Source organism: Pseudomonas sp. IT-P4 (assembly GCF_949767755.1).
Lineage (GTDB): Bacteria > Pseudomonadota > Gammaproteobacteria > Pseudomonadales > Pseudomonadaceae > Aquipseudomonas > Aquipseudomonas monachiensis.
Genome location: NZ_CATKPX010000034.1, coordinates 239527 through 263312 on the forward strand (window position 1 = coordinate 239527; position 23786 = coordinate 263312).

At 59.1% G+C, this 23786-nt stretch carries 16 protein-coding genes and 1 pseudogene; 14 read left to right on the forward strand and 3 right to left on the reverse strand.

Features of this window, described 5'->3' with window-relative positions; translation table 11 throughout:
* Positions 1-124: 124 nt before the first annotated feature.
* From ACM6IT_RS14475 to mdoH, 14 genes are all read left to right on the forward strand, one after another.
* Positions 125-1093 (forward strand): ABC transporter substrate-binding protein, encoded by a 969-nt coding sequence (locus ACM6IT_RS14475; RefSeq protein ID WP_056725760.1) that lies wholly within the window; start codon positions 125-127, stop codon positions 1091-1093.
* Between the two features lie 70 nt (positions 1094-1163).
* A complete protein-coding gene (locus ACM6IT_RS14480) occupies positions 1164-2015 on the forward strand; it encodes an ABC transporter permease (RefSeq protein ID WP_046039591.1) in 852 nt (283 codons plus the stop codon).
* The gene (locus ACM6IT_RS14485) at positions 2012-2842 is read left to right on the forward strand and encodes a quaternary amine ABC transporter ATP-binding protein (RefSeq protein WP_007975542.1); all 831 of its coding nucleotides are present in this window, start codon (positions 2012-2014) and stop codon (positions 2840-2842) included. The genes ACM6IT_RS14480 and ACM6IT_RS14485 overlap by 4 nt, the downstream gene beginning before the upstream one ends.
* Positions 2843-2950: 108 nt before the next feature.
* Positions 2951-4474 carry a histidine ammonia-lyase gene (gene hutH, locus ACM6IT_RS14490; RefSeq protein WP_414914160.1) on the forward strand — a complete coding sequence of 508 codons (1524 nt, stop codon included), beginning with the start codon at positions 2951-2953 and terminating at the stop codon, positions 4472-4474.
* Between the two features lie 113 nt (positions 4475-4587).
* On the forward strand, positions 4588-6120 hold the full coding sequence (hutH, locus tag ACM6IT_RS14495) for a histidine ammonia-lyase (protein WP_409078526.1): 1533 nt from the start codon (positions 4588-4590) through the stop codon (positions 6118-6120).
* A gap of 124 nt (positions 6121-6244) precedes the next feature.
* A complete protein-coding gene (locus tag ACM6IT_RS14500; RefSeq protein ID WP_414918228.1) occupies positions 6245-7651 on the forward strand; it encodes an amino acid permease in 1407 nt (468 codons plus the stop codon).
* A 17-nt stretch (positions 7652-7668) separates the two neighbouring features.
* A complete protein-coding gene (gene hutI / locus ACM6IT_RS14505; RefSeq protein WP_414918229.1) occupies positions 7669-8874 on the forward strand; it encodes an imidazolonepropionase in 1206 nt (401 codons plus the stop codon).
* 10 nt (positions 8875-8884) lie between these two features.
* Complete coding sequence (gene hutG / locus ACM6IT_RS14510; RefSeq protein ID WP_056725750.1) at positions 8885-9688, forward strand: N-formylglutamate deformylase; 804 nt, start codon at positions 8885-8887, stop codon at positions 9686-9688.
* Positions 9689-9968: 280 nt separating this feature from the next.
* Entirely contained in the window at positions 9969-10925 is a 957-nt protein-coding gene (locus ACM6IT_RS14515; protein WP_056725749.1) for a choline ABC transporter substrate-binding protein, read from the forward strand.
* Positions 10926-10983: 58 nt separating this feature from the next.
* Entirely contained in the window at positions 10984-11889 is a 906-nt protein-coding gene (locus ACM6IT_RS14520; protein ID WP_414918230.1) for an alpha/beta hydrolase, read from the forward strand.
* 104 nt (positions 11890-11993) lie between these two features.
* Positions 11994-12965, forward strand: coding sequence for a prolyl aminopeptidase (gene pip, locus ACM6IT_RS14525; RefSeq protein WP_056725745.1), 972 nt, complete (start codon positions 11994-11996; stop codon positions 12963-12965).
* Positions 12962-13399, forward strand: coding sequence for a D-aminoacyl-tRNA deacylase (dtd, locus tag ACM6IT_RS14530; RefSeq protein ID WP_414914162.1), 438 nt, complete (start codon positions 12962-12964; stop codon positions 13397-13399). The genes pip and dtd overlap by 4 nt, the downstream gene beginning before the upstream one ends.
* Positions 13400-13720: 321 nt before the next feature.
* Positions 13721-15535: a glucan biosynthesis protein gene (locus ACM6IT_RS14535; RefSeq protein WP_056725743.1), complete on the forward strand. Its 1815-nt coding sequence runs from the start codon at positions 13721-13723 to the stop codon at positions 15533-15535.
* Positions 15528-18098, forward strand: a complete 2571-nt coding sequence (gene mdoH / locus ACM6IT_RS14540) for a glucans biosynthesis glucosyltransferase MdoH (RefSeq protein ID WP_414914163.1) — start codon at positions 15528-15530, stop codon at positions 18096-18098. Before ACM6IT_RS14535 ends, mdoH begins: the two co-directional genes overlap by 8 nt.
* A 101-nt stretch (positions 18099-18199) precedes the next feature.
* On the opposite strand, the gene ACM6IT_RS14545 is transcribed toward mdoH, so the two are convergent.
* The 3 genes and pseudogenes from ACM6IT_RS14545 to ACM6IT_RS14555 all read right to left on the reverse strand — a co-directional run.
* Positions 18200-21607 (reverse strand): fibronectin type III domain-containing protein, encoded by a 3408-nt coding sequence (locus ACM6IT_RS14545; protein ID WP_414918231.1) that lies wholly within the window; start codon positions 21605-21607, stop codon positions 18200-18202.
* A gap of 233 nt (positions 21608-21840) precedes the next feature.
* Positions 21841-22713 carry a methyl-accepting chemotaxis protein gene (locus ACM6IT_RS14550; protein WP_414914296.1) on the reverse strand — a complete coding sequence of 291 codons (873 nt, stop codon included), beginning with the start codon at positions 22711-22713 and terminating at the stop codon, positions 21841-21843.
* Positions 22696-23757, reverse strand: a pseudogene (locus ACM6IT_RS14555) (methyl-accepting chemotaxis protein); the annotation flags it as partial. The pseudogene ACM6IT_RS14555 and the gene ACM6IT_RS14550, both read right to left, overlap by 18 nt.
* Between the last annotated feature and the right edge of the window lie 29 nt (positions 23758-23786).

Genomic DNA, 23786 nt, shown 5'->3' on the forward strand with positions numbered 1-23786 from the left:
CGACGTTGCAGACCTAACAACAAGCGAAGTCGGTCGCGCTGCGGCGCAGGCCTGATTGGACGTGGACAGGGCTGGATGCCTCTTGACTGCCGTAAGCCAATTCATGATTAGGAGCGTCACAACAATGAAATCGAACAAGACCCTGCTGACCACATTGCTTTCCATGGGCCTGCTGGCCAGCGCTGGCGCCACTCAGGCGGCGGGTTGGTGCGAGTCGGGCAAACCGGTGAAGTTCGCCGGTTTGAACTGGGAAAGCGCCATGCTGCTGACCGACGTGATGCAAGTCGTGCTGGAGAAAGGCTACGACTGCAAGACCGACAGCCTGCCAGGCAACTCCATCACCATGGAAAACGCCCTGAGCAGCAACGATATTCAAGTGTTTGCCGAAGAATGGGTCGGCCGCAGTGAAGTCTGGAACAAGGCCGAGAAGGCCGGCAAGGTCGTCGGTGTCGGCGCACCGGTGGTTGGCGCGATCGAAGGCTGGTACGTGCCGCGCTACGTGATCGAAGGCGACGCCAAGCGCAAGCTGGAAGCCAAGGCTCCGGACCTGAAAAACATTGCTGACCTGGGCAAATACTCGGCGATCTTCAAGGACGCCGAAGAGCCGTCCAAGGGGCGTTTCTACAACTGCCCGGCCGGTTGGACCTGTGAGCTGGACAATAGCGAAATGCTCAAGAGCTACGGCCTGGAAAGCACCTACACCAACTTCCGCCCAGGCACCGGCCCGGCGCTGGATGCCGCGGTGCTGTCGAGCTACAAGCGTGGCGAGCCGATCCTGTTCTACTACTGGTCGCCAACGCCGCTGATGGGCCAGATCGACGCGGTGAAACTCGAAGAGAAACCAGGCGTGAACAAGACCGTGGATATCAAGGTCGGCCTGTCCAAGACTTTCCACGACGAAGCCCCGGAGCTGGTGGCCGTGCTGGAAAAGGTCAACGTGCCGATCGACCTGCTGAACCAGAACCTTGGGCGCATGACCAAAGAGCGGATCGAATCACCAAAACTGGCCAAGATCTTCCTGAAGGAACATCCTGAAGTCTGGCACGCATGGGTGAGCGAAGACGCAGCCAAGAAAATCGACGCGGCCTTGTAGGTCGAGCTTCTCCGGCTGTCGGCAACGGCAGTCGGATGCTTGATCGCAACCCCTTGATTGAGAGTCTCTTATGTTTCCCGAAAGCTTTACCTTTTCCATCGCCGACTGGGTCAACGGTTGGGTCGATTCGCTGGTCACCAACTACGGCGACGTGTTCCGGCACATCTCCGACACCCTGTTGTGGGCCATCGTCAATCTTGAAGGCCTGCTGCGTGCCGCACCCTGGTGGCTGATGCTGGCGATCGTGGCCGGTGTGGCCTGGCATGCGACCCGCAAGGTCGTGACCACTGCCGTCATCGTTGGTTTGCTGTTCCTGGTGGGAGCGGTCGGCCTCTGGGACAAACTGATGCAGACCCTGGCGCTGATGATGGTGGCGACGATCATTTCGGTGTTGATCGGCATTCCGCTGGGCATTCTCTCGGCGCGCAGCAATCGCCTGCGTTCGATACTGATGCCGTTGCTGGACATCATGCAGACCATGCCGAGCTTCGTGTACCTGATCCCGGTGCTGATGCTGTTTGGCCTGGGCAAGGTCCCGGCGATTTTCGCCACGGTGATCTACGCCGCGCCGCCGCTGATCCGCTTGACCGATCTGGGCATTCGCCAGGTCGACGGCGAAGTGATGGAAGCGATCAACGCCTTCGGTGCCAACCGCTGGCAGCAACTGTTCGGCGTGCAACTGCCGCTGGCCCTGCCGAGCATCATGGCCGGGATCAACCAGACCACCATGATGGCCCTTTCGATGGTGGTGATCGCCTCGATGATCGGTGCCCGTGGCCTGGGTGAAGACGTGCTGGTGGGGATTCAGACCCTCAACGTCGGACGTGGCCTTGAAGCCGGTCTGGCGATCGTGATTCTGGCTGTGGTGATCGACCGCATTACACAGGCGTACGGTCGCGCACGGCATGAGGTGAGCAAATGAACAACGCAACCGTGAGCAAGATCGAAGTCAAGAACGTCTTCAAGATTTTCGGCAACCGTGCCAAGGACGCCCTGGCCATGGTCGGCCAGGGCAAGACCAAGGACCAGGTGCTGGCCGAAACCGGCTGCGTGGTCGGCGTAAACGACCTGTCGCTGAGCATCGGCAGCGGCGAGATCTTCGTGATCATGGGCCTGTCGGGTTCCGGCAAGTCGACCCTGGTCCGCCACTTCAACCGCCTGATCGACCCGACCAGCGGTGCGATCCTGGTGGACGGCGTGGACATCCTGCAATACGACATGGAAGCCCTGCGCGAATTTCGTCGGCGCAAGATCAGCATGGTGTTCCAGAGCTTCGGCCTGTTGCCGCACAAGAGCGTGCTGGACAACGTCGCCTACGGCCTGAAAATCCGTGGCGAAAGCAAAGCCATGTGTGCCGAGCGTGCGCTGCACTGGATCAACACCGTGGGCCTCAAGGGCTACGAAAACAAATACCCGCACCAGCTTTCCGGCGGCATGCGTCAGCGTGTGGGCCTGGCCCGCGCCCTGGCGGCGGACACCGACATCATCCTGATGGACGAAGCGTTCAGCGCCCTCGACCCGCTGATCCGCGCCGAGATGCAGGACCAGTTGCTGGAGCTGCAAAAGACCCTGCACAAGACCATCGTCTTCATCACCCACGACCTCGACGAGGCCGTGCGCATCGGCAACCGCATCGCGATCCTCAAGGATGGCCGCCTGATTCAGGTCGGCACGCCACGAGAGATCCTGCATTCGCCGGCGGATGAGTATGTAGACCGCTTTGTGCAGCGTCGGGCGGCGGTGGTTTAAGGCTCTAAAAGATCGCAGCCTGCGGCAGCTCCTACAGAAGTGAGCCGTACTCGGTGTAGGAGCTGCCGAAGGCTGCGATCTTTTGATTTTATTTAGATGAGGTTGAAGATGTCCCAGGCTGAAAAAATCGTTATCACCGAGGCGCAGGTCAGTTGGCAGGACGTGGTCGCCGTTGCTCGTCATGGCGCACAGCTTGAACTGTCGGCACCGATCTGGGCGCGCATCGAAAACGCGCAGGCCATCGTCCAGCGCATCGTTACCAGTGGCGAACGTGCCTACGGCATCAACACCGGCCTGGGCGCGCTGTGCAACGTCTCGCTGCAGGACGAACAACTCAGCCAGTTGTCGCGCAACACCTTGCTCAGCCACGCCTGTGGCGTTGGCGCGCCACTGACCAACGAGCAGACCCGCTCGATCATGTGCGCCGCCGTCGTCAACTACAGCCACGGTAAATCCGGCCTGCACCGTCAGGTCGTCGAAGCCCTGCTGGCCCTGCTCAACCGTGGCATCACGCCGCAAGTGCCGTCCCAGGGTTCCGTGGGCTACCTGACCCACATGGCGCACATCGGCATCGCGCTGTTGGGCGTTGGCAATGTCAGCTATCGCGGCCAGGTCGTTTCCGCGCAGCAAGCGCTGGCCGAAGAAGGCTTGCAACCGGTCAAGCTCGGTGCCAAGGACGGTTTGTGCCTGGTCAACGGTACGCCGTGCATGACCGGCTTGAGCTGCCTGGCGATTGCCGATGCCACGCGCCTGCTGGAATGGGCCGACGTGATCGGTGCCATGAGCTTCGAGGCCCAGCGCGGGCAGATCGACGCCTTCGATGCCGAGATCATCGCGCTCAAGCCGCACCCTGGCATGCAACAGGTCGGGATCAACCTGCGGGCCTTGCTCGACGGCAGCGAAGTAATTGCCCAGAGCAAAGGCATCCGTACCCAGGACGCCCTGAGCATCCGCTCGATCCCGCAGGTGCACGGCGCCGCTCGCGACCAATTGGTACACGCGAGCAAACAGATCGAAACCGAACTCAACGGCACCACCGATAACCCGCTGGTACTGGGTACTGCGGACAGCTATCGCGTGGTGTCCCAAGCCAACCCCCACGGCCAGTCCGTGGCAATGGCGGCGGACCTGCTGGCGATTGCCATGGCGGAAATCGGCTCCATCGCCGAGCGTCGCCTGGACCGTTTGATCAACCCGCACGTCAGTGGCCTGCCGGCCTTCCTGGTGGCCAACCCGGGGGTGAACTCCGGGATGATGATCGTGCAATACGTCGCCGCTTCGCTGTGTGCGGAAAACCGTCAACTGGCGCAACCGGCGGTGCTGGATAACTTCGTGACGTCGGGCCTGCAGGAAGATCACCTGAGCCTGGGCACCAACGCCGCGCTGAAGCTGCACCGCGCGCTCGAAAACTGCACGCAGATCCTCGCCATCGAGTATTTGCTGGCAGCCCAGGCGTTTGAATTTTTGAAAGAACAACGCTTCGGCGCCGGCACCGATGCGGCCTGGCGTCTGCTGCGCGAGCATGTTGCCCCCTACGACCAGGATCGCTGGTTGGCACCGGACATCGCCGCCGCTGCCGCTGTATTGAAAGACCCGACTTTGCTGCACAACACTTTTCCCAACCTGAACTGATTTCAACAACACCAGCGTGCCAAGGCGCGGCTCCCCAAAAGGCAGACGCGACGGACAACGGACATCTCCGGAGCGTCTGGTGAGTTAACAACAACTCTCAAAAGGAGCACAAAATGACTGCGCTAAACCTGATTCCCGGCCAACTGAGCCTCGCCCAACTGCGTGACGTCTATCAGCAGCCGGTGAAACTGACCCTCGACCACAGCGCCTCGGCCCAGATCGAAGCCAGCGTTGCCTGCGTGGAACAGATCCTCGCCGAAAATCGCACCGCCTACGGCATCAACACCGGTTTCGGCCTGCTGGCCTCGACCCGCATCGCCAGCGAAGACCTGGAAAACCTGCAACGCTCGCTGGTGCTGTCCCACGCCGCCGGTGTCGGCCAGCCGATCAGCGATGAGCTGGTGCGACTGATCATGGTGCTCAAGGTCAACAGCCTGAGCCGTGGGTTCTCTGGCATCCGCCGCGTGGTGATCGACGCGCTGATCGCCCTGATCAACGCCGAGGTGTACCCGCACATTCCATTGAAAGGTTCGGTCGGTGCTTCCGGTGACTTGGCGCCTCTGGCCCATATGTCCCTGGTGCTGCTGGGCGAAGGCAAGGCACGCTACAAAGGCGAGTGGATGGAAGCCACCGAAGCGCTGAAAGTTGCAGGTCTGACCCCGCTGACCCTGGCCGCGAAAGAAGGCCTGGCGCTGCTCAACGGCACTCAGGTGTCCACCGCTTTCGCCTTGCGTGGCCTGTTTGAAGGAGAAGACCTGTTCGCCGGTGCCTTGGCCCTGGGCGGCCTGACCGTTGAAGCGGTCCTGGGTTCGCGTTCGCCGTTCGACGCCCGCATCCACGCTGCCCGTGGCCAGAAAGGCCAGATCGACGCCGCCGCCGCTTACCGCGACCTGCTGGGCGAGCGCAGCGAAGTGTCCGACTCCCACGAAAACTGCGAAAAGGTACAAGACCCGTACTCCCTGCGCTGCCAGCCACAAGTCATGGGCGCCTGCCTGACCCAGTTCCGTCAAGCGGCCGAAGTACTGGCGATCGAAGCTAACGCCGTTTCCGACAACCCGTTGGTGTTCGCCGCTGAAGGTGACGTGATCTCCGGTGGCAACTTCCACGCAGAACCAGTGGCCATGGCCGCTGACAACATGGCGCTGGCCATCGCCGAAATCGGCTCCCTGAGCGAGCGCCGTATCTCGCTGATGATGGACAAGCACATGTCGCAACTGCCGCCGTTCCTGGTGGCCAACGGTGGCGTGAACTCCGGCTTCATGATCGCCCAGGTGACCGCTGCGGCACTGGCCAGCGAGAACAAGGCATTGTCCCATCCGCATTCGGTGGACAGCCTGCCGACTTCCGCCAACCAGGAAGACCACGTTTCCATGGCTCCAGCGGCTGGCAAGCGTCTGTGGGAAATGGCCGAGAACACCCGCGGGATTCTCGCGGTGGAATGGCTGGCGGCAGTGCAGGGCCTGGACCTGCGCAACGGCCTTAAGACTTCGCCAAAGCTGGAAAAGGCCCGTGCCATCCTGCGTGCCGACGTGCCTTTCTATGAGAAGGACCGGTTCTTTGCGCCGGACATCAATGCGGCGTCTGAATTGTTGGCCTCGCGTTGCCTGAACGAACTGGTAACGGCGAAGTTGCTGCCTAGCCTGTAATTGCCCCTTCGCGAGCAAGTCGAATCGTCGCACCGCCGCTCCCACATGGATCGCGTTGAACCTGTAGGAGCTGGCTTGCCAGCGATTCGATTTAGCGTCGAATAACAATAATTAGGGACGAGAAATGCAACAGCCAGAAAAAGGTTTGAAACGCGGGCTCTCTGCCCGACATATTCGCTTCATGGCGCTGGGGTCGGCAATCGGCACCGGGCTGTTTTATGGATCTGCCTCGGCCATTCAAATGGCCGGGCCTGCGGTACTGCTCGCTTACCTGATCGGCGGCGCGGCGGTGTTCATGGTCATGCGCGCCCTCGGTGAGATGGCGGTGCACAACCCGGTGGCCGGCTCTTTCGGCCAGTACGCCAGCACCTACCTGGGGCCGATGGCAGGCTTCATCCTCGGTTGGACTTACGCATTCGAAATGGTCATCGTCGGCATGGCCGACGTCACTGCATTCGGTATTTACATGGGCTTCTGGTTCCCGGAGGTTTCCCGCTGGATCTGGGTGCTGGGTGTCGTTTCCATCGTTGGCGGCCTGAACTTGTGCAACGTCAAAGTCTTCGGTGAAATGGAGTTCTGGCTGTCGCTGCTCAAGGTCGCGGCCATCGTCGCGATGATCCTGGGCGGTTTCGGCATCATGTGGTTCGGCATCAGCTCGGCCCCAGGCCAGGCGACCGACATCAGCAACCTCTGGAACCACGGCGGCTTCATGCCCAATGGCATGGCCGGTCTGATCGCTTCGTTCGCGGTGGTGATGTTTGCGTTTGGCGGTATTGAAATCATCGGCGTAACGGCAGGTGAAGCCAAGGATCCGCAGCACGTGCTGCCACGGGCGATCAATGCCGTACCGTTGCGGATCCTGCTGTTCTACGTGCTGACGATGCTGGTGCTGATGTCGATCTTTCCATGGCAGCAGATCGGCAGCCAGGGCAGCCCGTTCGTGCAGATTTTCGACAAGCTGGGGATCAGTTCGGCGGCCACCATCCTCAATATCGTGGTGATCACGGCGGCGATTTCGGCGATCAACAGTGACATCTTCGGCGCTGGCCGCATGATGTTCGGCCTGGCCCAGCAAGGGCATGCACCCAAGGGCTTCGCCCGCCTGTCGCGCAATGGCGTGCCATGGATGACGGTGGTGGTGATGAGTGCCGCGCTGTTGCTGGGTGTGTTGCTGAATTACCTGATCCCGGAAAACGTGTTCCTGTTGATCGCTTCCATCGCGACCTTTGCCACGGTGTGGGTCTGGCTGATGATTCTGGTGACCCAGGTGGCCATGCGCCGGTCCATGAGCGCCGAGCAGGTGGCACAACTGAAATTCCCGGTACCGCTGTGGCCTTATGCGCCAGCGGCGGCGATTGTCTTCATGCTGTTCATCTTCGGCGTGCTGGGCTATTTCCCGGACACCCAGGCAGCGCTGATCGTCGGCGTGGTCTGGATCGTGTTGCTGGTGCTGGCCTACCTGACGTGGGTGAAACCGGCGGCGGGCCAGGCAGCCCTGGTGACACAGGACCCTGTTTTTTCTCATCGATAACCTAATGGAGGCCACGGATGAAAACTCTCTGGCAACACTGTCACGTCGCAACCATGGCACAAGGCGTCTACTCGATCATCGAGGACGCGGCCATCGTGACGTCAGGAGCGCACATTGAGTGGATCGGCCCACGCGGTGAATTGCCGGCGGGCGAGTACCCGGCCGTCAATGATTTGAGTGGGGCCTGGGTCACGCCGGGCCTGATCGATTGCCACACTCACACGGTGTTCGGCGGTAACCGCAGCGGTGAATTCGAACAGCGCCTGCAAGGCGTCAGCTACGCGGAAATTGCCGCCAGCGGTGGCGGTATTGCCAGCACCGTGCGCGCCACCCGCGCAGCCAGCGAAGATGAACTGTTCGCCAGTGCCGCCAAGCGCCTGAAAAGCCTGATGCGTGATGGTGTCACCAGCATCGAAATCAAGTCCGGCTACGGCCTGGACCTGGCCAACGAACGCAAGATGCTGCGCGTGGCCCGTCGCCTCGGCGCCGAACTGCCGGTCAGCGTGCGCAGCACCTGCCTGGCGGCTCACGCCTTGCCGCCGGAGTACAAGGATCGCGCTGACGACTATATCGATCACATCTGCGCCGACATGCTCCCGGCCCTGGCCGCCGAAGGTCTGGTCGATGCGGTGGACGCGTTCTGCGAGTACCTGGCGTTCTCCCCGGCACAAGTCGAGCGGGTGTTCATCACCGCCCAGAAACTGGGCCTGCCAGTGAAGCTGCATGCCGAGCAGTTGTCGTCGCTGCATGGTTCAAGCCTGGCGGCGCGTTATCACGCATTGTCCGCCGATCACCTGGAGTTCATGACCGAGGACGACGCCATTGCCATGGCCAAGTCCGGGACGGTCGCGGTGCTGTTGCCCGGCGCCTTTTACTTCCTGCGCGAAACCCAATTGCCGCCGATGGAGGCCCTGCGCAAGCACGGCGTGAAAATCGCCATCGCCAGCGACCTCAACCCGGGCACCTCGCCGGGGCTGTCGTTGCGCCTGATGCTGAACATGGCTTGCACCTGCTTCCGCATGACCCCGGAAGAGGCCTTGGCCGGCGCGACGATTCATGCCGCCACCGCACTGGGCATGGCTGACACCCATGGTTCGCTGGAGGTCGGCAAGGTCGCGGATTTTGTCGCCTGGCAAATCGATCGTCCGGCCGACCTGTGTTACTGGCTGGGCGGCGACCTGGAAAAACGCGTCGTGCGCCACGGCGTCGAATCAAGTCTGTAGGAGATCTGTTGTGGATAAGGTTCTGAACTTCAAACAAGGCCGCGTACCGCTGCTGATCAGCATGCCCCACGCTGGCGTGCGCCTGACACCTGCGGTCGAAGCCGGGTTGATCCCTGACGCGAAAAGCCTGCCGGATACCGACTGGCATATCCCGCAGCTTTACGACTTCGCCGCGCAACTGGGTGCAAGCACCCTGGCCGCCGAGTACTCGCGGTTCGTCATCGACCTGAACCGGCCATCCGACGACAAGCCGCTGTACGTGGGCGCGACCACAGGCCTGTACCCGGCCACGCTGTTCGACGGCGTGCCGTTGTTCCGTGAAGGGCTGGAGCCGTCGAAAGAAGAACGTGCGACTTATCTGGAGCAGATCTGGACGCCGTACCACAGCACCTTGCAGCAGGAGCTGGCGCGGCTGAAAGCCGAGTTCGGCTATGCGCTGCTGTTCGATGCGCACTCGATCCGCTCGATCATCCCGCACCTGTTCGACGGCAAGCTGCCAGACTTCAACCTCGGCACCTTCAACGGTGCCAGTTGCGATCCACAGCTTGCGACCCGTCTGGAAGCGATCTGCGCGCTTCACGACAACTACACCCACGTACTCAACGGGCGCTTCAAGGGCGGGCACATCACCCGTCATTACGGTAACCCGGCAGAAAACATTCATGCGGTGCAGCTGGAGTTGGGGCAGTGCACCTACATGGATGAGTTCGTGCCGTTCCGTTATCGCCCGGACCTGGCGGAGCCGACGCGGGTGGTGTTGAAGGAGTTGCTGCAAGGGTTGCTGGCCTGGGGCGAGAAGCACTACAACCGTTAATACTGTCGCAAAACCCTGTGGGAGCGAGCTTGCTCGCGATGGCGTACTGTCAGGCGACATTAATGTCGGATGTTATGGCCTCATCGTCGGAACGCCGCCCGGAGCAAGCTCGCTCCCACAGGTTTTCATATGCCTCAACATCTGCACATGACAGTCGCCACCGTGCAAAACACGGTCGCCACAGTTCGCTTTCACCACTCGTCCGCTGCGTAATGTTCTGGCCACGGTGCACAAAGACACCGCCCCGACAATAATCCGCTGCCGCACGAGAATGCTCACTATGACAAGCCCCAAAGGTCTGTTCACCCGCTGTCTCTCAATCTTCTGCGGCACCGCTCTGTTGGGCGCCGGCGCCATGGCCGCGGACGACGCCTCCTGCAAAACCGTGCGTATGGGCGTGGTCAACTGGACCGACGTGATCGCTACCAGCGGCATGGCCGATGTGCTGCTCAACGGTCTGGGCTACGAAAGCAAGCAAACCAGCGCCGTACAGCAAATCATCTTCGCCGGTATCCGCGACAAGCGCCTGGACATCTTCCTTGGCTACTGGAAGCCGGCGATGGATAAAAACATCGCGCCCTTCGTGGCTGCCAATCAGGTCAAGGTCATGGACAAGCCAAGCCTGGCCGATGCCCAGGCCACCCTCGCGGTCCCGGATTATGTGGCAGCGGCGGGCCTGAAAACCTTTGCCGACATCGCGAAGTTCAAGGATCAGCTCGGCGGCAAGATCTACGGCATCGAGCCGGGCAGCGGCGCCAACACCACGATCAAGACCATGATCGAAACCAATCACTTTGGCCTCAAGGACTTCAAACTGATCGAGTCCGGTGAAGCCGGCATGCTCGCTGCCGTTCAGCGGGCGGTGAATCGCAAGGAGTTCGTGGTGTTCGTCGGCTGGACCCCGCACCCGATGAACATCAACATGAAGATCGACTATCTGACCGGCAGCGAAGACGTCTACGGACCGAATGAAGGCGCCGCGACGGTCTCCACCGTGACTGCACCGGATTACGCCCAGCGCTGCCCGAACGTCAATCGGTTGCTGGAAAACCTGACGTTCACCGCCGCCCAGGAAAGCCAGTTGATGGTGCCGATCATGGAGCGCCAGACGGCTCAGGATGTCGCGAAAAAATGGCTGCGTGACCATCCCGAGGACTTGCAGCGCTGGCTGGCGGGTGTCAGCAGTTTCGATGGCAAGGACGGCGTGGCCACGGTTCAGGCCAGCCTGAAGAACTGATCCCTGTCTGATCAAGTCCTGTGGGTCCCACACATTTCCCTGAACGAGCACCAGGCTCATGGCTCCATACCCGCTTTCCAAACAGATGACGGCTTTCGTCGACAAAACCCTGAGTTTCAACAGTACCGACAGCAGTATCACCGGGTTGCGCCAGGCCTACAGCGAGATGTGCCGGGCATTTACCCCGGCACGTCCCGCCGGGTTGCAGGTGGTCGATTTCGAGTTGGACGGTGTTGCGGTTCGTTCCTATCAGCCACCGGCCAGCGGTGCGTCGTGCATCGTTTATTTGCATGGCGGTGGCTGGGTGGTGGGGGACCTCGATTCCCACGACTTCATCTGCGCCGAATGGGCATCGACACTCGGTGTACGGGTGATCGCCGTCAATTACCGTCGGGCACCGGAACATCCGTTTCCCGCCGCGTTCGATGATTGCCTGACGGTGTGGCGAGCACTGCGCGCCGGGCCGTTTAAACTCGACCCCGAGCGCACGCTGGTGGCCGGCGACAGTGCCGGTGGCAACCTGGCGGCGGCGTTGTGCCTGGCGCTACGCGATGCCGGTGAGCCGCTGCCGTGCGCGCAGGTGCTGATCTATCCGGGGTTGGGTGGCGATCACCGGCTGCCGTCGCGCAGTGAGTGCATCGACGCGCCGTTACTCAGCAGCAGTGACGTCGATTACTATCACGCGCTTTACCTGCAAGGCACCCGCCATCCGAGCGCCTGCGCCATGCCATTGCTCGCCACGGATTTCAGTGGACTGCCACCGGCATTGATCGCGGTGGCGCAATTCGACCCGTTGCGTGATGACGGCGTGCTGTATGCCGAGCGACTGAATGCCGCGGGCGTGATTGCCACTCTGTATGTCGGCGAGGGTTTGGTCCATGGCTGTTTGCGGGCCCGCGGGCAGGTAACCGAGGTCGATGCGCTGTACGAAACCCTGTTTGGTTATCTTGCGCAAAGACTCTGACTTCGCGCGGGCATGCTCATTGACGTAATTCGGGTTTATGATGCCGGACGGCAGAATAATAGAAGTCCCCCCAGGGATGACCTCGACCCCTTACGGAGTGCGCAATGCAGACTTTGTACCCGCAGATCAAACCCCACGCCCGGCACGATCTGGCCGTCGACGAAACCCACACCCTGTACGTCGACGAAAGCGGTTCACCGGAAGGTTTGCCGGTGGTGTTCATCCACGGTGGCCCCGGCGCCGGATGTGATGCCCAAAGTCGTTGTTTCTTCGATCCAAACCTCTATCGCATTGTCACCTTCGATCAGCGCGGTTGCGGTCGATCCACCCCCCACGCCAGCCTGGAAAACAACACCACCTGGGACCTGGTCGCCGACCTCGAGCGGATTCGCCAGCACCTGGGCATCGATAAGTGGGTGCTGTTTGGCGGTTCCTGGGGTTCGACCCTGGCGCTGGCCTACGCACAAACCCATCCTGAGCGGGTACACGGCCTGATCCTGCGCGGGATCTTTCTCTGCCGCCCGCAGGAAATCGAATGGTTCTACCAGGCCGGCGCCAGCCGCCTGTTCCCCGATTACTGGCAGGACTACATCGCGCCGATCCCGCTGGACGAGCGCGACGACTTGCTCACCGCGTTCCACAAGCGCCTGGTCGGCAACGACCAGATCGCCCAGATGCACGCGGCCAAGGCCTGGTCCACCTGGGAGGGCCGTACCGCGACCCTGCGTCCCAATCCGCTGGTGGTCGATCGCTTCTCCGAACCACAACGTGCGTTGTCGATTGCCCGCATCGAATGCCACTACTTCACCAACAATGCCTTCCTGGAGCAGAACCAGTTGATTCGCGACATGGGCAAGATCGCCCATTTGCCTGGCGTGATCATCCATGGTCGCTATGACGTTATCTGCCCGCTGGATAACGCCTGGGAATTGCATCAAGCGTGGCCGAACAGCGAACTGCAGGTCATCCGCGATGCCGGTCATGCCGCTTCCGAGCCGGGCATCACCGACGCGCTGGTACGCGCCGCCGATCAGATGGCCCGGCGTCTGCTCGACCTGCCGCCTGAAGAAGCATGAAGGGTCTGCTACAGCGTGTGCGCGGCGCGCGGGTCGAGGTCGCGGGCGAGATCGTGGGTGCCGTCGATCAGGGATTGCTGGTCCTGGTAGCCGTCGAGCCCGACGATACGCGGGCCAACGCCGACAAACTCCTTAATAAACTGCTTAACTATCGGGTATTCAGTGACGCCGAGGGCAAGATGAATCTGTCCCTGGCGGATGTGGGCGGCGGGCTGCTGCTGGTCTCTCAGTTCACCCTGGCTGCCGATACCAAAAGCGGGCTGCGTCCGGGGTTCTCGACCGCGGCCCCTCCGGCGCTGGGCGAGGAGTTGTTCGACTATCTATTAAGCAAAGCGAAACAGGTGCATGGCACTGTGGCATCAGGTAGATTCGGCGCGGATATGCAGGTGCACCTGGTCAATGATGGCCCGGTAACCTTCCTGTTACAGACCTGAAAGCGTTTGAAACAAGTTTTTACGCTCATTTCGACTGAAAACAGGGCTTTTTCGCGATAAATACTTTGTTACCCCTGATGCGTTGTAACGCGGCCTACTAGATAATCCCGCGCTACGGGGATCAGCGTTCGTTGGTCCATTTTGACTTAGGTAGAGACTTGTCCGGATCCGATTGGGGAATCATTTCGCCTCAGCGGAGTCGGAACAATGCTCGCCAACTTGGCAAGAGTGGTTTGCAAGGGCGGTTTTTTCAGACCGTACACCGTGCAGGCCCTTTAACTGGCCGTTGGTTTTTTGATCTGTTTTCGGCGAGGGTTGCTCGTGATTGTTAGTCCCTGTAACGCACCAAAATTGTCTGCCAAACGGTTACGCAGCGCCCTGGTAGCGGGCTCTGCACTGCTCTGCCTGCTCAGCGCCGGTCAGCTTTGGGCATTCAGTCTGGATGATGTATCGGTCAAGGCAAAAGAGCTGGCCGCGCAGAAATACGAAGCGCCGCGCAGTAACCTGCCGAACGAGTTCCGCGACATGAAATTCGCGGACTATCAGAAAATTCGTTTTCTGACGGAAAAGGCCGAGTGGGCTGATCAGAAGACGCCGTTCAAGCTGTCCTTCTATCACCAGGGCATGCATTTCGATACACCGGTGAAAATCAACGAAATCACCGCCAACACCGTCGAAGAGATCAAATACGATCCGAGTCGTTTCGACTTCGGCGACTTGCAGTTCGATCCAAAGGCCACTGAACAACTGGGTTATGCCGGTTTCCGTGTGCTGTACCCGATCAACAAGGCCGACAAGCAAGACGAAATCATGACCATGCTTGGCGCGAGTTACTTCCGCGTCGTCGGCAAGGGTCACGTCTATGGTTTGTCCGCTCGCGGCATGGCGCTGGATACCGCATTGCCGTCCGGCGAAGAATTCCCGCGTTTCCGCGAGTTCTGGATTCAGCAGCCCAAGCCAGGCGACAAGCACCTGGTGATCTTCGCCCTGCTGGATTCGCCGCGTGCCACCGGCGCCTATCGCCTGACCCTGCGTCCGGGCAGCGACACCATCGTCGACGTCAAGGCGCAGATGTTCCTGCGTGACAAGGTCGGCAAACTGGGCATTGCCCCGTTGACCAGCATGTTCCTGTTCGGCGCCAACCAGCCGTCGAAAGTACTGAACTACCGTCGCGAGCTGCACGACTCCAGCGGTCTGGCGATCCATGCCGGCAACGGCGAGTGGATCTGGCGCCCGCTGAACAATCCGAAACACCTGGCCGTGAGCAACTTCAGCGTGGAAAACCCGCGCGGCTTCGGTCTGCTGCAGCGTGGCCGCGACTTCAGCCATTACGAAGACCTCGACGACCGTTACGACAAGCGTCCAAGCGCCTGGATCGAGCCGAAGGGTGACTGGGGCAAAGGCACAGTCGACCTGGTCGAGATTCCGACCGCCGACGAAACCAACGACAACATCGTTGCCTTCTGGAATCCGGAAAAACTGCCGGAACCTGGCCAGCCGCTCGATGTCGCTTATCGTATGCACTGGACCATGGATGAAGCCTCGATTCACGCGCCGGACAGCGCCTGGGTCAAACAGACCCTGCGGTCCACGGGTGACGTCAAGCAGTCCAACCTGATTCGTCAGCCGGACGGCAGCGTTGCCTACCTGGTGGACTTCGAAGGCCCGTCCCTGGCGGCATTGCCGGCCGATACGGAAGTTCGCAGCCAGGTCAGCGTCGGCGACAACGCCGAGCTGGTGGAAAACAGCGTGCGCTACAACCCTGAAACCAAGGGCTGGCGCCTGACCCTGCGGATGAAGATCAAGGATCCGGGCAAGTCCACCGAGATGCGTGCCGCGCTGGTGCAGAACATCGTGCCGGCGGACCTGGCCAAGACTTCGATTCCAGCGTCGAACTCGTCGGTTGCCAAGGCCGACAAGGTTGCCGCCAAGCAACAAGAGAAAGCGGACAAGGAAGCCAGGCAAGCGGAGGCCAAGCAGGCCGAAGCCAAGCCTGTTGCAGATGCCAAGGACCAGGCCAATAAAGACGCCAAGCAGCCTGTTGCTGCCGACGCGGCCCCAGCCACACCGGAATCGGCACCGACTGAAGAAGTCCTGACCGAAACCTGGAGCTATCAGTTGCCTGCCGATGAGTAACTCTCAAGTACGGCCAGAAACTCTTTCCGAGTATCTGGCGCATCTGCCGATGACCGACCAGCAGCGCGCGGAACTCGCGGGCTGCCAGTCTTTCAGCGAATTGCACGAACGCCTGTCATCGTCGACGTTCGACGCCCCGACCGAAGCCGCCCAGGCTTCGGTGGGCAAACGCCTGACCCTGAGCACTGCCGAAGAGCTGCAGGACGCGGAAATGCTGGTGCTCGACGCCAACGGCCGGGTCTGCCTCAAGGCGACCCCGCCGATCCGGCGGACCAAGGTCGTGCCGGAGCCGTGGCGCACCAACATTCTGGTGCGTGGCTGGCGCCGGATGACCGGTCGTACCAACCCGCCGAAGCCGCCGAAGGACGAGCGTGTCCTGCCGGCCGCACGCTGGCGCACCGTGGGTTCGATCCGTCGCTACATTCTGTTGCTGCTGATGCTCGGCCAGACCATCGTCGCCGGCTGGTACATGAAAGGCATCATGCCGTACCAGGGCTGGTCGTTCGTCGACCTCGAAGAAGTCCTGCACCAACCGCTGCTGCAAACCGCCACGCAAGTGCTGCCGTATGCCTTGCAGACCAGCATCCTGATCCTGTTCGGGATTCTGTTCTGCTGGGTGTCGGCCGGTTTCTGGACCGCGCTGATGGGCTTCCTCGAATTGCTGACCGGTCACGATAAATACCGTATCTCCGGTAAAAGTGCCGGCAACGAGCCAATTCCGAAGGATGCACGCACCGCTTTGGTGATGCCGATCTGCAACGAAGACGTGCCTCGTGTATTCGCCGGCCTGCGCGCGACCTTCGAGTCGGTGGCGGCCACGGGTGACCTGGACCGCTTCGACTTCTTCGTGCTCAGCGACAGTAACGACGCTGACATCTGCGTTGCCGAGCAGCAGGCCTGGCTGGACGTCTGCCGTGAAGCCGGGGGCTTCGGCAAGATCTTCTATCGCCGTCGCCGTCGTCGCGTAAAACGCAAAAGCGGCAACCTCGACGACTTCTGCCGTCGCTGGGGCGGTGACTACAAGTACATGGTCGTACTCGACGCCGACTCCGTGATGAGCGGCGAGTGCCTGACCAGTCTGGTGCGCCTGATGGAAGCCACGCCGGACGCCGGGATCATCCAGACCGCGCCACGGGCGTCGGGCATGGATACCCTGTATGCGCGCATGCAGCAGTTCGCCACTCGCGTGTATGGCCCGCTGTTCACCGCCGGCCTGCACTTCTGGCAGCTGGGCGAGTCGCACTACTGGGGCCACAACGCGATCATCCGCATGAAGCCGTTCATCGACCACTGCGCCCTGGCGCCGTTGCCGGGTAAAGGCGCGTTCTCCGGCTCGATCCTGTCTCACGACTTCGTAGAAGCCGCGTTGATGCGCCGTGCTGGCTGGGGCGTGTGGATTGCCTACGACTTGCCGGGCAGCTATGAAGAACTGCCGCCGAACCTGCTGGACGAACTCAAGCGTGACCGTCGCTGGTGCCACGGCAACCTGATGAACTTCCGCCTGTTCCTGGTCAAGGGCATGCACCCGGTGCACCGCGCGGTGTTCCTGACCGGCGTGATGTCCTACCTGTCGGCGCCGTTGTGGTTCTTCTTCCTGGTGCTGTCGACCGCGCTGCTGGCGGTCAACACGCTGATGGAGCCGCAGTACTTCCTCGAACCGCGCCAACTCTATCCGCTGTGGCCTCAATGGCACCCGGACAAGGCGATTGCGCTGTTCTCGACCACCATCGTGCTGCTGTTCCTGCCGAAGCTGCTGAGCATTATCCTGATCTGGGCCAAGGGTGCGAAAGAGTTCGGCGGCAAGTTCAAGGTGACCCTGTCGATGCTGCTGGAGATGCTGTTCTCCATGCTGCTGGCGCCGGTGCGGATGATCTTCCACACCCGTTTCGTCCTCGCCGCGTTCCTCGGCTGGGCCGCGACCTGGAACTCGCCGCAACGTGACGACGACTCCACGCCATGGAGCGAGGCGGTCAAGCGCCACGGGCCGCAAACCCTGCTGGGCTTCTTCTGGGCCATGCTGGTGATCTGGCTGAACCCGAGCTTCCTGTGGTGGCTGGTGCCGATCGTCGGTTCGTTGATGCTGTCGATCCCGGTATCGGTGATCTCCAGCCGTGTCGGCCTGGGCCTGAAGTCACGTGACGAGAGCCTGTTCCTGATCCCTGAGGAATACAATCCGCCGCAGGCCCTGCTGGCGACCGACCAGTACACCCACGAAAACCGCTGGCATGCGCTGAACGACGGCTTTGTCCGTTCGGTGGTCGACCCACAACAGAACGCCCTGGCGTGCTCGTTGGCGACTTCCCGGCACAATCAGGCCGAGCCGATTGAATGGCTGCGGATCGAGCGGGTTCGCCACGCGATGAAGGTTGGCCCGCAAGGGTTGACCAACAACGAGAAGGTGCAACTGCTGAGCGACCCGGTGGCCTTGGCTCGCTTGCATGAGCAGGTCTGGGGCGAAGGACATGCCGAGTGGTTGGATGCGTGGCGGGCATCGGTGAAAGCCGATCCCCATGCGCCGCTGTTGCCGCTTCGACCTGTCAGCTTGCAGGCTCAACCGGCCTGATGAAAAAACCCCGCGAAAGCGGGGTTTTTTTTGTTTGCTTGGGGTGATCGTTCTTGCGACTGGTTTTGCAGATGCGGTGATTAGCCTTGGGTCGCCACTTATTACTTTGTGGTGAACTCAGAGATTAACGGTCGAGATGGTCCCTCATTATTGATAGCGACGACTCTCACTTCGTAACGCGTGCGTGAAGGCAGGCGCTCCCTCATGGTTGTTGCGCTCGGACGGTAGTTGAACTCCCTCCCCTCCGGATTGACCAGCGTGACTTGGTAGCCGGTTACAGGTTCACTTGGTGCATCCCATTCAAGAATTGTTTCATCTGTTGGTTGGGTATAGCGGAAATTCTGAGGTGCACTTGGTGCATTGCCTTGTATGTATAAATCGATCGAAGTTGGCTCGGATAATTCGCCGGATTCAATTTGCGTTTTCACGGTAACGGTGTAATTGCCTGCGCGCGTCAGTCCAGAAAAAACATGTTGAGTTTCCGCGACAAAAAACGGCGGCGCATCGTCAAGGGTAAGCTGATAACCCGTTATCCCCACTGCGCCAAGTGGTGCATCCCAGACCAACCTGAATGATGTTTTTGTCACATCTCTCAAGTGCAGTACATGAGGGGGGGCAAAACCTATTCGAATAGCGACAGGCTCGGAAAACTGATCGGCCATACTGCGCGCACGTACCTCATAAAGATAAGCTTCGCCGCTTGCAGGCATCGCAATCAGGCATTGAGGGGTCGGTGACGCAGGGGTAGCAGCCCATTGGCGATCGTCCTTGGTCACGATGTATTGAATCGCTGCACCGGTTTCAGGTGGATGCCAAAGCAGGGTTGGAGTGCCAGTGGTATTCAGTCGTAGGTTTCCAACGGGCCCCGGCGGTGTAGAGGCCTCAGGTGTCGTGACTTGCAGGTGGGCAGGTTCGGAGAAGTACCCTTCATTGTCTTTGGTTCGTACTTCGAAAAGGTAGGTTCTGCCTGGGGACAGCCAATAAGTGTCGTAAGTGGTGATATCAACCATGCGAAGCGATGTGCCATCGCGAAAAACCTGATAACCAGCCACCCATCCATCGTCACTGCCAGCCAGCCATGACAACTTGACACTAGCAGAAGTTAGGTTGCTGTAGCTAAGCTCTCTTGGCGAAGTGGGCCTTGCCTTGGTCCTGAAGGATACGCTGGCAGACGGCGATAAGTTTCCGGCGCCGTCAAAGGCTTTTATTTCAACTGTATATTGGTTTGCTTCTTCTAGCTCGGTAAGTGTGTATTGCGTGCTTGTAGTAGAAATGGCTAGCTTATTGTTTATGGTGATTGTGTAACCGGTTACCGCGATGTTGTCGCTGGATGGTGTCCAACTGATTGTTGCAGATGTTTGTGTGATGTTTGTAATAACCGGGGTTCCCGGTTTTGTTGGGGAGATGTTGTCAACAGATTCAATTGTGATTGCGTCGATAGTGGAAGGGACATTTTTGTCGTTGATAGCCCAGACTTCGATGAGAAAGGACTTGTCCAGTGGTAATTCCTTGAACGTATAGCTGTTTTCTGTGCTTGGAATTAATAGAGGGGCTTCCTCGTTTATCGAAACTGCATAATTTATTACATTGGCGCTGCTTGAGCGGGCCCAGGAAATAGACGTGCCTGCTTCGGTGCGAGATGTGACGGTTAGGTTCCATGGCTTCACTGGAGATGTTGCATCAAAAACAAAATCGTGTTGGATAAAGTCGCTTACTGGGTAACGCTCATACCAGGTCATGCAGCGGTGAGATATGCGCTCGCCTTGACTGGCTTGAAAGCTGAACGTCGGCAATTTACCGGGTTCGGGGCGGGAGAAATCCCAATGGTTTTGTGTCTCGCCTTGGTAGTATACGTCTGGATATAATGAGTATGCATCGGTTTCCCATAGAATGCAGGCATCATATTTTTCGGTTGCTTCGTCATATCCGGTGATGAAATATTTAGCATTGATAACAGTTGGGCGGGGATAAAGCGTGATTGTCGAAAACTCAGAGTAGAGACCATTATTGTCTTTCGCGCGGATTTTAACATCGTATTGCTGAGTATGTATCAATCCGTAAATATCAGTGAATCCCCTGTTGGTTGGTGAGTAGGGTACCGTTTTTAAGAAGGTATCATCTAGATAAACTTCATAACCTTCTAATCCGGCAAGGTCGATTGAGTGGTCCCACGTTAGACTCACGGAGGTTCCATTGAGTCCTTGTTCCAGGGTAAGGTTGACAGGGGTTGTTGGAGGAACGGTGTCTAAGATTAAAACAAATTCGTCAGAAAATTCCGACTTGTTCTCCGTGTTATCGATCGCTCTGATTTTGAATGAATAGTTTCTAAGCGCAAAGTTTCTGTGCATATATGGGTTATCGGCAGTAGTTGCGATGAGGTCACCATTTTGGTATATTTCATATTTTTTCACGCCAAGGTTGTCAGATGCTGGATTCCAGCTAAATACCAAAGTGTTTTGAAATGATCCATCGATTATGGTTTCATCTTTTGCTGTTACGGTCAGGTTGGCTGATGTGAATATTGGGGCAATATTGTCCTTTGCTCTTAATTTATTTAATTCTATGCATTTGTCGACAACGCTGACTCTCGAAGATTCAGAGTTGATAAAATCAACCATAAGTATATTTACATTTTGGAAGCCTGGTTTGAAAGCCTCCGTTCTTACAGGGCTATCGGGATCCAGGTCATATGGACTTGAATGTTTTGAAACTGTAGCTGATAGTACCGAGTAGCCTTCCTGTGGTCTAAGCATTGCGCTGGTGACCAAATTTGTAATGCTTTCTTCAGATGTATCGGGTGTCCATATATGATCGATGGGATACCATATTTGTTCTCTGCGTACTGTTCCACTCGGCCATTTGTCTATGTTTCCACTGGCGGGTGTTGGATAGTTGTGGTTGAGACGTAGAATTATATTGCAGCCTGGATGGTTTTTACGTATTTCACCGATGCTTAAGTTTTCAGCTGAGGGAGGTATTAAGCGATCTTTTATTGAGCTGAATTTAGGCAGGCAGCGTTCGAGACTGTTGTGCGCATGGTTGCGTCCCCGATCGTATTTGCGGAAGTCAATTGTTACAATTTCACCTGGGTTGGCGTCTGAAAAGTTCCTGACTGCATCAACTAAATGATTCAGGTGTCGGCCTACGGAAACAAAGCCATGTGCAAATTCGAAAATTTCAATGAATTTGTATCTTGGAATTTTGCTTCCCCCGACATCCTTTTTGTAGCTGGCGTCAACAAGACGTAAATCCAGATATCGTGCTCCAGCAGTTAGTTGACGAGAGAAGCTGTATAATTGGCAAATTGCCCAATGCGAACCGATATTAAATTTACCATCCTTGTCGACACCGGAGTTGTGTGCGCCAGGAATGGCCAGTTGGTGTATTTTCAGGTGGGCGATGTCCGCTGCCATGTCGGTCATCCAACGGCTGTAATTGGCATTGGGTGCGATAGAGTCAGAGAGTTCTTTTTGTGAAGTGGCAGTGGAGTCGATTGGGCCGTTATACATGATATTGCTCCTGTGAAAAAAAGCAGGACCAATATCATGAGCAGTTTTAACGCACTGCGTAACTAACAGAACTGTTAGTAAAGACTGGTGGTTGTTCTGTTATTTTTAAGGGTTATGCGCAGACGATCTTTCGGATGTGAAGCTCAGGCTTGAGTAAAATCGCCGGCGTGTGGCTTGCACCGGCGATCAATATATTCGGGTACGTTGGGGTTGCAAGCAGTTGCCGAATCACATCAAACCTTGAACCGCCCCACCAACATCTGCAAATGGGTCCCCAACCGCGCCAATTCAACGCTGGACGCCGCGGTCTCTTCACTCGCCGCCGAGGTCTGATCCGACACATCCCGCACGTTCAGCACGCTCCGGTTGATCTCTTCGGCCACGGCGCTTTGCTGTTCGGCGGCTGCAGCAATCTGCTGGTTCATCGCCTGGATCGCCGACACCGTGCGGGTGATGCTTTCCAGTGAACCGCCGGCGCGGCGGGTCAGTTCAACGCTACTGTCGGTCAGGGTGCGGCTGTTGTCCATGATGGTCGCGACTTGCTGGGTGCCGTTTTGCAGGCCGACGATCAGCTCTTCGATCTCTTCGGTGGACTTCTGGGTGCGCTGGGCCAGGCTGCGGACTTCGTCGGCGACCACGGCAAAACCACGCCCGGCTTCACCGGCGCGAGCAGCTTCAATCGCGGCGTTGAGGGCCAGCAGGTTGGTTTGTTGGGCCACGGACTTGATGACGTCGAGCACGCTGCCGATCTTGTCGCTTTCGCGTTTGAGTTCACCCATGGCCTCGGTGGAGTGGCCGACTTCCTTGGCAAGGCGTTCGATCTGGGCGATGGCTTCAGCGACCACTTTGTCGCCCTCACGGGCCTGTTGGTCGGCGGCGACGGCGGCTTCGGAGGCCTCTTCGGCGTTGCGCGCGACTTCCTGTACGGTGGCGGCCATTTCGTTCATGGCGGTGGCGACCTGATCGGTCTCGACCTTCTGGCTGTTGACCCCCGCGCTGGTCTGCTCGGTGACGGCAGACAACTCTTCAGCGGCGCTGGCGATCTGCGTGACGCCATCGCTGATGCCGCCGATCAGTTCGCGCAAGCCCTGGGTCATGCTCTGCATGGCACGCTGCAGCTGGCCGAGTTCGTCGCGACGCTGGGACGTCAGGTTGTGGGTCAGGTCGCCACTGGCGACGCGCTGGGCCACGACCAGGGTCTGGTTCAACGGAATGATGATCTGTCGGGTGATCGCCCAGGCGGCCAGCAGGCCGAAGGCGATGGCCAGGACGGTGGCGAGGGTCAGCATGTTCTTGGCATGGGCGGCGTCGGTATCACGCACGACGGTTTGCGAGGCGGTGAGTTTCTGGCTCATGTCCAACAGGATTTCGCCTTGGGCAGACATGCGTGCCAGAGCCTTGGCGCTGGCCACCTGAGAGTCGCGGAACTGGCTGACGGCGGCGCGATAGGCCTTCAGTGAGTCAGTTGCCTGTTGCAGGTTGGCGATGTGTTCTTCAGGCAGTTTGGCCGGCAGGCTCTCGAGGTTCTTCAGGGCATTGTCGATTGCGTCTAGGGCTGGCTGTTCGGCTTCGCTCTTGCCGCTATAGGTGTAGCCACGCACCTGGAAGCGCGCCTGCTGGATCAGTTTGCTCTGGTCGATCACGCTGTTGAACGCCGCCACGCTGTCACCTTGCAGCATGGATTTTTCCACTTCGGCGACGCGGGCCACGGCGTTGTCGGCGGTGGCGCCGAGTTTGCTGCGGGCATCTTCACGGTGGGCGCCAGCCTGGGTCATGTCGTTGAAGGCACGACGGTATTCGGCGACCGCGGCCAGTTGTTGATCGACCATGGCCGTATCGGCCGGTTGCTCGATCAGGCCACGGGCGGTCTGCAGGCCGCTTTCGAGCTTGCCCAACAGATCGTTGACAGCACCGGGACCTTGTTCACCGCGACGCATCTCGTAATTCAGACGTGCGATGCGCAGATCCTTGGTCAGGTCGTTGAGACTGGCGATGAACCCCAGTTTGTCGCCACGGCTGGTCACGTCGCTCAGGCCGCTCCAGCCGGTGAAGGTGATCAGCAGGGTCAATAACAGCACCAGGCCGAAGCCGATCCCCAGCTTGCGTTTAACGCTGACGTTTCCCAGATTCTCGGCTAGCCATTGGTACATGCTGAAACTCCCTGGACCACAATTTGGTT